Source organism: Steroidobacter sp., from assembly GCF_036402275.1.
Lineage (GTDB): Bacteria > Pseudomonadota > Gammaproteobacteria > Steroidobacterales > Steroidobacteraceae > Steroidobacter.
In genome coordinates, this window is the sequence record NZ_DASWTF010000013.1 from 302,605 (window position 1) to 315,408 (window position 12,804).

At 63.3% G+C, this 12,804-nt stretch carries 12 protein-coding genes and 1 pseudogene; 10 read left to right on the top strand and 3 right to left on the bottom strand.

Annotated elements, in window-relative coordinates:
- Positions 1–27: 27 nt before the first annotated feature.
- From truA to VGD45_RS06185, 8 genes and pseudogenes are all read left to right on the top strand, one after another.
- Positions 28–849 carry a tRNA pseudouridine(38-40) synthase TruA gene (gene truA, locus VGD45_RS06150; RefSeq protein WP_331154392.1) on the top strand — a complete coding sequence of 274 codons (822 nt, stop codon included), beginning with the start codon at positions 28–30 and terminating at the stop codon, positions 847–849.
- A gap of 30 nt (positions 850–879) precedes the next feature.
- Positions 880–1,734 (top strand): annotated as a pseudogene (gene accD / locus VGD45_RS06155) (acetyl-CoA carboxylase, carboxyltransferase subunit beta); the annotation flags it as partial.
- 22 nt (positions 1,735–1,756) lie between these two features.
- Entirely contained in the window at positions 1,757–3,031 is a 1,275-nt protein-coding gene (folC, locus tag VGD45_RS06160) for a bifunctional tetrahydrofolate synthase/dihydrofolate synthase (RefSeq protein WP_331154394.1), read from the top strand.
- Positions 3,032–3,087: 56 nt separating this feature from the next.
- The gene (locus tag VGD45_RS06165) at positions 3,088–3,843 is read left to right on the top strand and encodes an SPOR domain-containing protein (protein ID WP_331154395.1); all 756 of its coding nucleotides are present in this window, start codon (positions 3,088–3,090) and stop codon (positions 3,841–3,843) included.
- A gap of 122 nt (positions 3,844–3,965) precedes the next feature.
- Complete coding sequence (locus VGD45_RS06170) at positions 3,966–4,559, top strand: CvpA family protein (protein ID WP_331154396.1); 594 nt, start codon at positions 3,966–3,968, stop codon at positions 4,557–4,559.
- Positions 4,560–4,561: 2 nt separating this feature from the next.
- Positions 4,562–6,064: an amidophosphoribosyltransferase gene (gene purF / locus VGD45_RS06175; protein ID WP_331154397.1), complete on the top strand. Its 1,503-nt coding sequence runs from the start codon at positions 4,562–4,564 to the stop codon at positions 6,062–6,064.
- Between the two features lie 28 nt (positions 6,065–6,092).
- Complete coding sequence (locus tag VGD45_RS06180) at positions 6,093–7,391, top strand: serine/threonine-protein kinase (RefSeq protein ID WP_331154398.1); 1,299 nt, start codon at positions 6,093–6,095, stop codon at positions 7,389–7,391.
- Complete coding sequence (locus VGD45_RS06185) at positions 7,388–7,999, top strand: tRNA-(ms[2]io[6]A)-hydroxylase (protein ID WP_331154399.1); 612 nt, start codon at positions 7,388–7,390, stop codon at positions 7,997–7,999. Before VGD45_RS06180 ends, VGD45_RS06185 begins: the two co-directional genes overlap by 4 nt.
- A 17-nt stretch (positions 8,000–8,016) precedes the next feature.
- On the opposite strand, the gene VGD45_RS06190 is transcribed toward VGD45_RS06185, so the two are convergent.
- From VGD45_RS06190 to VGD45_RS06200, 3 genes are read right to left on the bottom strand one after another with little or no spacing between them, the layout of a single operon-like run.
- On the bottom strand, positions 8,017–8,268 hold the full coding sequence (locus VGD45_RS06190; RefSeq protein WP_331154400.1) for a hypothetical protein: 252 nt from the start codon (positions 8,266–8,268) through the stop codon (positions 8,017–8,019).
- A gap of 58 nt (positions 8,269–8,326) precedes the next feature.
- Positions 8,327–9,100 (bottom strand): UDP-2,3-diacylglucosamine diphosphatase, encoded by a 774-nt coding sequence (gene lpxH / locus VGD45_RS06195; RefSeq protein ID WP_331154401.1) that lies wholly within the window; start codon positions 9,098–9,100, stop codon positions 8,327–8,329.
- The gene (locus tag VGD45_RS06200; protein ID WP_331154402.1) at positions 9,097–9,798 is read right to left on the bottom strand and encodes a peptidylprolyl isomerase; all 702 of its coding nucleotides are present in this window, start codon (positions 9,796–9,798) and stop codon (positions 9,097–9,099) included. The genes lpxH and VGD45_RS06200 overlap by 4 nt, the downstream gene beginning before the upstream one ends.
- A 5-nt stretch (positions 9,799–9,803) precedes the next feature.
- Here VGD45_RS06200 and gltX point away from each other — a divergent pair, with 5 nt between their 5' ends.
- Positions 9,804–11,231: a glutamate--tRNA ligase gene (gene gltX, locus VGD45_RS06205; protein WP_331154403.1), complete on the top strand. Its 1,428-nt coding sequence runs from the start codon at positions 9,804–9,806 to the stop codon at positions 11,229–11,231.
- A 13-nt stretch (positions 11,232–11,244) separates the two neighbouring features.
- Positions 11,245–12,657 (top strand): cysteine--tRNA ligase, encoded by a 1,413-nt coding sequence (gene cysS / locus VGD45_RS06210; RefSeq protein WP_331154404.1) that lies wholly within the window; start codon positions 11,245–11,247, stop codon positions 12,655–12,657.
- Positions 12,658–12,804 lie beyond the last annotated feature (147 nt).

Genomic DNA, 12,804 nt, shown 5'->3' on the forward strand with positions numbered 1-12,804 from the left:
TTCGGATGAACCGGGCACAATCTCTGAATGCCCCGAATAGCTCTCGGCCTCGAATACGACGGTAGCGACTTTGCCGGCTGGCAGTCGCAGGCGCACGCGCGTGGAATTCAGGCGGTGGTGGAAGAGGGATTGTCCGTCGTCGCCGACCATCCGGTAGAAGTCGTGGCGGCGGGCCGAACCGACGCGGGCGTTCACGCAGCCATGCAAGTCGTGCACTTCGACACGACCGCCACGCGCACCGAGCGCTCGTGGATGCTCGGCGCCGTTTCCAACATGCCGAAGGAAGTGAGCGTGCTCTGGGCGCGCGAAGTGCCAGAAGGCTTCCATGCGCGATATTCCGCGCTCGCCCGGCGTTATCGGTATGTAATTCTGAACCGTGTAGCACGGCCGGCGCTCAATGCTGAACGCGTGGCGTGGATCCGTGAGCCGCTGGACGAAAAACGCATGCACGAGGCCGCCCAGCATCTGGTTGGCGAGCACGATTTCTCGTCGTTTCGTGCGGCTCAATGCCAGTCGCGCACCCCCATGCGTAACTTGCACGAAATTTCCGTGACGAGGCATGGCGAACTGGTCGTGCTGACCGTCTGCGCCAACGCCTTCCTGCATCACATGGTCAGAAATATCGCGGGCGTGCTCATCGCCATCGGCACGGGCGAGCGGCCCGTGGACTGGTCCGCCGAGGTGTTGGCGCACCGAGATCGCAAGCTGGGCGGCGTGACCGCCGTGCCAGGCGGTCTTTACCTGGCGGGAATCCGCTATGCGCCGGCATTGAATCTGCCCAGCGAGCCGGAATTCACGGTATTGGCTCCGGTTCCGGCAACTTGCCGGCCGGTTCCGGACCAAGTATAGATGCCCCCTCTCTAAATTCAGGCCCTTGCTATGACCTGGTTTGAAAAGATCATGCCTTCGCGCATCAAGACCGAGCGCCGTACGCGTTCGGTGCCCGAAGGCCTGTGGATGAAATGTTCCGCCTGCGACGCGGTCCTGTACCGCGCCGAGCTGGAGCGGAACCTGCACGTGTGTCCCAAGTGCGGTCATCACATGCGCATTCAGGCTCGCGATCGGCTCGAAGCCTTTCTCGATCCGGAAGGGCAGGTGGAGATCGCGGACAATATCGAGCCGGAAGATCCGCTGAAGTTTCGCGACACCAAGAAATATCGCGACCGTCTGCAGGCCGCGCAGAAGAACACGCAGGAAAAAGACGCGCTGATCGTGATGACCGGCACGCTGCTCGGCGAGCCCGTGGTCGCGTGCGCGTTCGAGTTCTCGTTCCTCGGCGGCTCAATGGGCTCGGCCGTGGGTGAACGTTTCGTGCGTGCGGTCGAGCACTGTCTAGAGCATCGCAAGCCGCTCATCTGTTTCTCCGCGAGCGGTGGCGCGCGCATGCAGGAAGCGTTGTTGTCGCTGCTGCAAATGGCGAAGACCAGCTCCGCGCTGGCGCGCATGGCGCAGGCTCGCTTGCCGTACATTTCAGTGCTGACCGATCCCACGACCGGCGGCGTGTCCGCCAGTCTCGCGATGCTCGGCGATGTGAACATTGGCGAGCCCAAGGCGCTCATCGGTTTCGCCGGCGCGCGCGTCATTCAGCAGACCGTGCGCGAGACCCTGCCCGAAGGTTTCCAGCGCAGCGAGTTCCTGCTGGAACACGGCGCGCTGGACATGATCGTCGACCGTCGCGACATGCGTGAGCGCATCGCTGGTCTGCTGACGATCTTCATGCAGCGGCCCGCGCCACAGCCCAAGGTCGCAGCATAGTGTGAGATCGCTTGCCGATTGGCTGCGCTGGCAGGAGACGCTGCATCCGAGCGCCATCGACCTCGGCCTGGACCGCATGCGTCGCACGTTGCAGCGGCTCGGTTGGCGTCAACCAGCGTGTCGTGTCATCACGGTCGCCGGCACCAATGGCAAAGGCTCGACCGTAGCGCTCACGGCGCGGATCCTTCGCGAGGCGGGGTATCGTGTCGGCACGTTCACCTCGCCGCATCTGATTAGTTACAACGAGCGCATCACCATCGACGGGCGCGAAGTGTCCGACGCGTCGTTGGTGGCGGCATTCGAGCGCATCGATGCCGCGCGCGGCAGTGACACGCTGACCTTCTTCGAATTCAACACGCTCGCGGCATTGCTGGTGTTCGACACGGCGTGCCTCGATGCGATCGTGCTCGAAGTCGGCCTCGGCGGCCGGCTCGACAGCGTGAACGCGGTCGACGCCGACGTGGCCGTGGTCACGTCGATTGCGCTCGATCATTGCGACTGGCTCGGACCGGACGTGGAAAGCATCGGCCGAGAGAAGGCGGGCATTTTCCGCGCGGGCAAACCCGCGATTTTCGGCTCGCGCGAGATGCCTGCATCCATCGCGGCGGTCGCTCAGGAATTAGGCACGCCGCTGTATCGGCTCGGTCAGGATTTCGACTGGCGACGCGACGGCGAGCGCTGGTCCTGGCGCGGCCGTTCATCCAGTTACGACGATCTGCCGCGCCCGGCGCTTCATGGTGATTTGCAGTTCGATAACGCATCGGCGGTGCTGTGTGCGTTGGAGTGTCTGTCGTCGCGGCTGCCGATTAAGCGCGAAGCGATCGAGCAAGGCCTCGCGAACGTGACATTGCCTGGCCGCTTTCAGGTCTTCCGCCGAACGCAGCCAGCGGACGTCGAGTGGATCCTGGACGTCGCACACAATCCCGCTGCCGCTCAGGCGCTCGCAGGGCAACTCGCGTCGCGGCCCACCGGCGGTCGGACCATCGCTGTATGCGGCATCCTCGGTGACAAAGACATCGAAAGCATCGCGAGCACACTGCGCGGATTATTCGACGCGTGGATCGTCGTCGGGCTCCAGAGTCCGCGCGCAGTACCCGTCGACGCGTTGTCGCAGCGTCTCTCCAACTTGGGCGCGACTGTCGCGACGACTGCCACGGATGTCGCCGCTGGCTGTGAAGCGGCCGAGACGATGTCGCGATCTGGCGATCGCATCGTCGTGTTTGGCTCGTTCCTGACTGTCGGCCCCGCGCTCGAGTGGTTGCAAGCGAGAAGTTGAGATTGCGACGTTAACTTCCGTGTCGCTGGCGCGTCGCGCCTTTTATACTTCGCGCCGTGGAACGCCCCGTTAAAGAACGCCTGATCGGCGCGGCCGTGTTGATGGCCGCGGCCATCATCCTCATTCCCGAGATGCTCTCGGGACCTGGCCGCGACTCCGCGGAACAGCAGGCGCAAGCGACCGAAGCGGGTGAGGGCGGCAACGACAGCCCCATCAAGACGTACACGATCGATCTGAGTCAGTCGCCCGGCGCACAGCCGTCGATGCCGGTCGAAACGACCGATAACCGCGCGCCGCCGCCGGAAGCGGCTCCGCCGCCTGAGACGACACCCGCGCCAGCCGAGCAGCCAGCGCCGGAGCCTCAGGTAAATCCTGAATCGCAGCCGGTCACTCCCGCCGAGACGCCCGCGCAAAGAACACCCGCGCCTGCGCCGGTGGCTCAGACGCCTCGGCCCGAGCCGCGCGCGGAAACCCCGCCTCCGGCGAAGCCTGAACCGCAAAAAACCGAGCCTCGCGCCGTTGCTTCCGCGCCGGCCGCCCCCAGATCGTCGCCTCCTACGGCAACAGGCCCAACCACGGGCAAAGGCTGGGCGGTTCAGTTGGGCAGCTATTCCAGCGAGGCGACGGCGCAGCGGCTGTCGAACGAGTGGCGCGCCAAGGGGCAGAGCGCCTTCGTTATGCCAGTGACCGCGGGGGGCAAGACCCTGTACCGCGTACGCATCGGGCCGAGTAAGGATCGCGCGGGCGCTGAATCGGTGCTCAAAGCCGTGAAGGCGAGCATTCCAAGCGCCGCTGTGGTGGCCCATCCGTGAGGAATTTGCGGTCTTGGCGGACGCGCACTGTTCAGTGTGCGACCTCCGTTGTTTCTAAAAGGCGCTGCACTGATAGAATCCGCGCGCCCCAACCTCCGAGGCCGTAAATCGTTGTTGCGCTTATGAATGGTGCTGACTACCTGATTCTCGGCGTGCTGGTTCTTTCGATGCTCTTGGGGTTGATCCGCGGATTCGTCCGTGAAGCCATCGGCGTGATCGCCTGGCTGGGCGGTCTGTGGCTCGCCTGGCGTTATGCTCATGTGCTGGAGCCGTTCCTCGCTGGCAGAGTCGGCGATCCGCCGGTGAGTACGTGGGCCGCGCGCACGCTGATCGTGCTCGGCGTGCTGGTGATCGGCTGGCTCCTGGCCGGCATTCTCGTTTACATGCTGAGACATTCAGGCCTCAGCGTCGCCGTCGACCGCCTGCTCGGACTGGTCACGGGATTCGTGCGCGGCGTGGTCGTCGTCGCAGTGTTCGTGTTGTTGGGTCAGTTCGTGCAGCTCACCCAGACCAGCTGGTGGAAGAGCTCGCGGCTGATGCCGTACGCCTCCGAAGCAGCCGGGTGGCTGGATACCTTCGCGGAAACTGGCATGAACGAGCTGGAAAAGCAGGCTCGGCCTGCTTCCGGCAAGACCCGTTCCGCGTTGAACTTGCAGCTTGCACCGGCATATAGGTCCGGAGTGGTTGCGGCTCGAGCGTCTTTTGCAGGAGTCTGAGCATGTGCGGCATCGTTGGCATCGTCGGGCATAGCCCGGTCAATCAACAGATTTACGACGCGCTCACGGTCTTGCAGCACCGTGGTCAGGATGCCGCGGGCATCATGACGTACCAGGACGGCGAGCTGTTCATGCGCAAGAAGACCGGCCTGGTGCGCGATGTCTTTCAGGAACAGCACATGCTGAAGCTGAAGGGCAACGTAGGCATCGGCCACGTGCGCTATCCCACCGCCGGCTGCGACAGCGCCTCCGAAGCGCAACCTTTCTTCGTAAATTCGCCGTACGGCATTTGCCTCGGCCACAACGGCAATCTCACCAACACTGCCGAGCTGGCCGAAGTGCTGACGCGTGAAGATCTGCGTCACCTCAACACCAGCTCGGACTCGGAAGTACTGCTCAACGTGCTGGCGAGCGAACTGTCGCGCGTGAAGACGCCGCGCGCCTCGGCCGCGGATATTTTCGCCGCGCTGAGCTCCGTCTATCGTCGTGTGCGTGGCGGCTTCGCGGTCGTGACGATGATCGTCGGTCACGGTCTGCTGGGCTTCCGCGATCCGCACGGTATTCGTCCGCTGGTGCTGGGCAAGCGCGAATCGGCGCAAGGTCCTGAGTACATGCTCGCCTCGGAAAGCGTGGCGCTCGACATGCTGGGCTTCACGCTCGAGCGCGATGTGGGTCCGGGCGAGGCGGTGTTCATCGACGAGCACGGCCGCTTCTACTCGCAGCAGTGCGCGCCGGCCGCGAAACATACGCCGTGTATTTTCGAGTATGTCTATTTCGCGCGGCCCGATTCGAAGATGGACAACATCTCCGTGCACAAGGCACGCCTGCGCATGGGCGATCTGCTCGCGGAAAAGATCAAGCGCGTCTGGGCGGATCACGACATCGACGTGGTCATTCCGATTCCGGACACGAGCCGCACAGCGGCTGTGCAGGTCGCGCAGCTGCTCGGCGTGAAGTACCGCGAAGGCTTCGTGAAGAACCGCTACATCGGCCGCACGTTCATCATGCCGGGCCAGGAGCAGCGTAAGAAGTCGGTGCGCTCCAAGCTCAACGTCATCGATCTCGAGTTCCGCGGCAAGAATGTGCTGCTGATTGACGACTCGATCGTGCGCGGCACGACCTCCGCTCAGATCATCGATCTGGCCCGCGAGGCGGGTGCCCGCCGCGTGTACTTCGCGTCGGCCGCGCCGCCGGTGCGTTACGCCAACGTTTACGGCATCGACATGCCGACGGCTTCCGAGCTGGTCGCCAGCAACAAGACCGAAGAGGAAGTCGCCAAGTCGATTGGCGCGGACAAGCTCATCTATCAGGATCTCGACGACCTGGTGCGCGCGTGCTTGCACCACGATTCGCAGATCGAGCAGTTCGATACGTCGTGCTTCTCGGGCGAATACGTCACGGGCGACATCACGCCGGCTTATCTGGAGCGTCTGCAGGCAGAGCGTTCCGATCAGGCCAAGGCAAAGCGTCGCGGCGGCACGCTCAAAGCTATCCGCGCGGTCTGAGCACAGCGCTAGCGACGTGAGCTAACTCATGGCATTGCCAGCGGGTCCAGCGACACGTCCTCTCGCGGCGGCGTCTGCCAATCTCGCGCCTCGAGTGTTGATCGTTACCGATCACACCGAGCTGGCGCGAGCCCTCGAACATCACATTTCCATCGTCTGGTCGGATGCGGAGTGCCGCATCCATGCGCCGTTGATTTCAGGTCGCCTGCATTCCGCGTTTACCGCCGTCGGTTACGACGCGGTGTTGCTCGATGGTCGCAGCGAGCGTGGGCGTGGCGAGGAGTGGCTGGAGAATTTCCTGTATCGCTCCGGGTTTCCGCCGGTGATTTATCTGGCGCCTGGAGACGATCCTGCTTTGGCGGCGCGCGTCGTGAAGCGCGGCGCTGTCGATTGTCTGGTTCGCGAGCGTATCGATCATCGTCGGCTCGCAAGCTCGATGCGCGATGCCGTTCAGCGTCGCCGTCAGGAACTCGCGCTTTGGCGCACGGGCTCGCAGGCTGAGCAGCTGTCTCGCTTCGGCCCGGTGAAAATTCTCGGCCATCGTTTCGTGCGAGAACTCGCTGTCGGCGGCACGTCGATGGTGTATCTCGCCGAGAGCGAGCGCGCCGGCGAGATGGTGGTGCTGAAAGTGTTGCGAGACGCGCCGGAGACCGGAGATCAGCACACGCAGTTCTCGCGCTTTCTCCAGGAGTACGAGCTGATCTCGAAGATCCGTCATCCGAACGTGGTGCGCATTTTCGATCTGGGCATCGCCGACGATCACGCCTACATCGCGATGGAATATTTCCAGCGCGGCGATTTGCGCGGGCGCATCGCGAAGGGCATCGAACCGCAGCTGGCGCTGCAGTACCTGGCGCAAATGGCGGCGGCGCTGCAGATGGTTCACGAAGTGGGCGTGCTGCATCGGGACTTGAAGCCGGGCAACATCATGGAGCGCGCGGATGGCTCGCTCGCTTTGATCGACTTCGGTCTGGCCAAACACACCGAGGTCAACATCGAGATCACGGGCACCGGCGAGATTTTCGGCACGCCGTACTACATGAGTCCCGAGCAGGGCCATGGCAAAGAACTGGACGAGCGCAGCGATCTGTACAGTCTCGGTGTGATTTATTACGAAATGCTCACGGGCAAGAAACCCTTTCTCGCGCCGACGCCGATGGGTGTCATTTACCTGCACGGCAACGCGCCACGGCCAGTCCTGGCCGGAGAGTTGAGCGTGTATCAACCCGTGCTCGACAAACTGATTGCGATCGATCCGGCGCAGCGTTTCGCCTCCGCTAGTGAGTTGGTCACTGCAGCGTCACGGATCGAGGCGGTGCCTGCATGAACGCCGTCGCTATTCAGCCGGCCCATCCCGTTCTGCTCGCGCCGACTCCGGCGCGCTGGTACGAGGTTGCGTGTGAGCGCTGGCGCGAGTTGCTGGTCGATCACGCCAACTGCGAGAAGAAGGCAGCGTCGACTGCGCTGAGCCTGATTTTTTCGTATCCGGAGGATATGGCGCTGACGGACAAGTTGTCGCGCCTGGCACGCGAGGAACTTCGTCACTTCGAGCAGGTGCAGAAGCTGATGCTGGAGCTGAATGTGCCCTTCACTCGCATGCAGCCATCGCGATACGCCGAAGGCCTGCGCGCACACATCAACCGCTCCGAGCCTGCGCGCCTGCTGGACCTGCTGTTGTGTGGCGCTCTGATCGAAGCTCGTTCCTGCGAGCGTTTCGAAGGACTGGTCCCGTTATTATCCGAGCCCCTGAAGGGCTTCTACAGCGGCCTCGCCGTTTCAGAAGCCCGCCACCAAGGCTTGTACCTACGCCTCGCCGAGCAACGCGCCGGCGACATCGATTGGCGCACCCGCCTGCAACAACTCGCCGCAATCGAAGCCGACCTGGCGACCTCTCCCGATCCCCAATTCCGCTTCCATTCCGGCCCGCCGACCTAGCCTGAAGCCTCGTGCTATCAGTCCTCTCGTGATGCTGCACGAAGACTCACGAGTCCGACCACTAACGCAAGTACCGCCAAAGGTAGGAGTAAGACTAAGTCGGCGCGTATCGCGCGGTCACCCGTGGGGGAACGCCACATCGACGTGTAGAAGTCCGCGATGGCAAACAGGATGAGAAAGATACCGGAAAACGTTGCGCCGGCAGCGCGATACTTCCGACCCTGCCCGAAAAAGAACATGCCTGCGAGCGCGGCAAAGAATGCGAACATCGGTCCTACTCCATAGCCAGTATCCAACGCGGTGACGAAGCGCCGCCCGCTCACATTCTCATCGGCGCAACCCCGCCAACTCGAATCCGTTCTCGCTCCAGCGCAGCACGCTGCCTTGCTCATACCAATCGCCCAGCACGATGCGCTTGGCGACGTGATCGCCCACGCTCACATCATGAATGGCCGGCCTGTGCGTATGGCCGTGCACGATGACATCGGCATGCTCCGTTTCGAACGTGCGCCGAACCGCATCCTGATTCACATCCATGATCTGCGGCCTGGTCCGATCCATCGATTCGATGTGCTTCTTGCTGCCCGCGCGCATTCGTGCCGCAAGCTGCTGCCTGCGAGCCAACGACAAACAACGTAAAACGAACTGCACCACCGGGTTCCGAACGATACGCCGCAGCCGCTGATAATCCGGATCGTCGATACACAACGTATCGCCATGCATGAGCAGCACGCGCTTGCCGTACAGCTCGATCATCGTACCGTCGGGCAGCAGCTTGACGCCGGTCTCCTTGGCGAACCGCCGCCCGATCAGAAAATCGCGATTGCCGTGAATGAAATAAACCGGCACACCGGCTTGGGTGAGCGAGCGCAGCGCCTCGATGACGCGGCGCTTGTCCGGGTCCGGATCGTCATCGCCAATCCACGCTTCGAACAAATCGCCGAGGATATAAAGCCCCTGCGCCTGACGCGCCTCGCGCTCCAGGAATTCCAGAAATTGCGCCGTGATGTCCGGCCGCTCGCCGTCGAGATGCAGGTCGGAAATGAACAGGGTCACCGGCTGCCCGGCGCCATTCCTATCCCGACCCGCCGCGGCGCTCATTTCAGCACTTCAACCTTCTTGATCACGACGGGCTGCAGCGGCGCATCGCTCTCGAAAGGCGCCACACTGCCCGTGGCCACCGCGCCAATGTCATCGACCACGTTCATGCCCTCAATTACGCGGCCGAACACCGCGTAGCCCCAGCGGCTGGGCTGCGGATCCAGCGCCGCGTTGTCCGCCAGATTTACGTAAAACTGCGCCGTGCCGCTGTGAGGATCGCCGGTGCGCGCCAGGCCGACCGAGCCGCGGCGGTTCGACAGGCCGTTGCCCGACTCGTTAGGCACGCCGGCGCGGGTGGGCTTTTCGACGTTCTTGGTATCGAAACCGCCGCCCTGGACCACGAAATTGCCGATCACCCGGTGAAAGATCGTGTCGGTGTAGTGGCCGGCATTCACGTATTCAAGAAAAGAGGCGACGGTGAGCGGTGCGCGCTGCGTGTCCAGCTCGATGACGAAGCTCCCAAGGGTGGTTTCCACCCGGACGCGCGGCGCGGCGGACTGGCTGGACGCCAGCGACGCGAAACCGAGCAGCAGGGCCGCCGTCAGGGCGAGAACGCGAAAAAGTCCTGAAATGCGCATGTGTGTCCGCCATGGAATGAGGCCGTTGATTTTAGCAAAGGCGGCCGGAACAAGGCCGACGGGCGGTCCTACAGCGCTGACACCGGCGGCCGTATAGAATGCGCGGTCCCAAGGAAGCACCCCAGATGTCGTCAGAGTCGCCCGATTTGCTCGTCACCCGCTTCGCACCCAGCCCCACTGGGTACCTGCACTTGGGCAACGCTCGCACCGCGCTGCTGAATTTCCTGGCGGCCCGCAAGGCCGGCGGGCGCTTCATTCTGCGGGTCGAGGACACCGACGAGGCGCGCTCCAACGAAGATTTCATGACGGCGCTGTTCGAGGACCTGCACTGGCTGGGCGTCCACTGGGACGAGGGCCCGGACATCGGCGGCCCGCACACCATTTATCGCCAGCAGCACCGCCGGACCATCTACGAAGAGTGGTTGTCGCGCCTGGACTCGGCGGGCCTGACCTATCCCTGTTTCTGCACGCCGGCGGAGCTGAACATTTCACGCAAGCGCCAGCTCGCGGCCGGTCAGCCGCCGCGCTATGCGGGCACCTGCCGGAATCTCACGTCCGAAGAGCGCGCCGAACGGCTGGTGCGCGGCTTGCCGGCAGCACTGCGTTTTCGCGTGCCGCAGGGGCAGGTCGTGTCGTTTGTCGATCTCGTGCACGGCGAGCAGCGCTTCAACACCGATGACATCGGCGACTTCATCATCCGTCGCACCGATGGCAGCACCGCGTTCTTTTTCTCGAACGCCGTCGACGATGCATTGATGGGTGTGACGTTGGTCCTGCGTGGCGACGATCACATGACCAACACGCCGCGACAGATCCTGATTTTGCAGGCGCTGGCTCTGCGGGTGCCGCAGTACGCGCATGTGGCGCTGTTGCTCGGGATGGATGGCGCGCCGCTGTCCAAGCGACACGGCGATACGAGTTTGCGCGAGTTGCGCGACCGCGGTTATTTGCCGGGCGCTTTGCGCAATCATCTGGTGCGGCTTGGACATTCCTGTGTGACCGATGGCTGGCTGGACGATGCGGCGCTGATCGCCGATTTCGATCTGAAGCGGCTGGGCCGCGCCGCCGCCAAGTTCGACGATGCGCAGTTGCGTCACTGGCAGAAAGAAACAGTGGCGCACCTGTCCACCGAAGAGTTCGTCAGCTGGATTGCCGCGGTGCTGCCACCGGGCCTGGATGCTCAGAAACAGGCGCAGTTCGTCACGGCCATTCGCGGCAACGTCGAATTGCCGTCGGATGCGAAACAGTGGGCCACTGTGGTGTTCGGCAAGCTCGAGGAATTCGAGCCGGCTGCGCTCGCTGCGATTCGCGAAGCGGGCGAGGGCTTCTTTACCGAGGCGCTGAAGGTCATCGGCCAGCCTGGCGCCGAGTTCAAGCCGGCCGTGAAGGCGTTGGGCCAGGCCACCGGCAACAAGGGGCCGGCGCTGTTCATGCCGCTGCGCGCGGCGCTGACCGGGTTCACTCACGGGCCGGAGCTCGCGCCCATGCTGGCGCTGCTGCCGGTGGCCGAGATTCAGGCGCGTCTGGAGCATGCCCGCAGGCTCGCGGTCTGACACAATCCGACCCATGCAAATCTTCAATTCACTGACCGGTCGCAAGGACGAGTTCCGCACGCACGAGCCGGGCGTGGTCCGCATGTATGTCTGCGGCGATACGGTTTATGACTTCTGCCACATCGGCCACGCGCGCTCCAAGGTGGCTTTCGACATCGTGCGCCGCTATCTGGAATATCGCGGCTACAAGGTGGTGTTCGTTCGTAACATCACCGACATCGACGACAAGATCATCAAGCGCGCCGCCGAGAACGGCGAGAGCATTCAGTCGCTGACGGATCGATTCACGAAGTTCATGCACGAGGATTATGATCGCCTCGGCATTCTCAGGCCCACGCACGAGCCCAAGGCCACGGAGCACATCCCTGGCATCATTGCGATGACGCAGCAGCTCATCGACAAGGGCTACGCGTACGTCGCGAGCAACGGCGACGTTCTTTACTCGGTGTCGAAGTTCGCACCGTATGGAAAGCTGTCCGGGCGTGACTTGGAAGACATGCGCGCGGGCGCACGCGTTGCCGTGGATGAAGCCAAGCATGATCCGGCCGACTTCGTGCTGTGGAAACGCGCCAAGCCAGGTGAGCCGTTCTGGCCGTCGCCCTGGGGCGATGGCCGACCGGGCTGGCACATCGAGTGCTCGGCCATGTCGCTCGATCTGTTGGGCTCGCACTTCGATATTCACGGCGGCGGCATGGACTTGAAGTTCCCGCACCACGAGAATGAAATCGCCCAGTCGTGCGCGGCCACCGGCGATACGTTTGCGTCTTGGTGGATGCACAACGGGTTTGTGAATGTCGAAGACGAAAAGACTTCCAAGGCCGAGAAGATGTCCAAGTCGCTCGGCAACTTCTTCCGTATTCGCGACGTGCTCGACTCGGAGCATGTGCGCGATCCGGAAGTGCTGCGATTCTTCCTGGCGTCCAGCCAGTATCGCGGCCCCATCAATTATTCCCTGGTGCAGATCGAGCAGGCCGACGCGGCATTGGGCCGCCTCTACACGGCCCTTCGCGATGTGACGCCGGCTGCTTCGTTCCAGCCGAGCGAAGCTTCGCGTCGTTTCGAAGCCGCCATGGACGATGATTTCAATACGCCGGATGCCATCGCCGCTTTGCAAACATTGGCCACCGAGGTCAATCGCGCCAAGAGCGCGGGCGACACCGCTGCGGCCGGCTCGCTTGCAGCCGAGCTGAAAGCGCTGGCCGGCGTACTCGGTCTGTTACAGCTGGCGCCCGAAGAGTTTCTGCGGAAAGGCGCTGGCGCCTCCGGCCTGAGTGACGCCGATATCGAGCGCCTCATCGGCGAGCGCAAAGCCGCCCGAGTCGCTAAAAACTTCAAAGAAGCCGACCGAGTCCGTCAGCAACTCTCCGACGCCGGCGTCATCCTCGAAGACAAGCCCGACGGCACGACCACTTGGCGCCGTAGCTGAGCCGGAAGACGTTTGGCAACGCAGAACACTGAAAGAGAGTTCAGCGCTGCCGCACCGCCGAGTCCAACTGTTCCGTACCACCGCGCTGACGGCGGTGGATGCCGGGGAGGGATGTTCTCCCGGCAATTGGGACCAGCAGGGACGCTG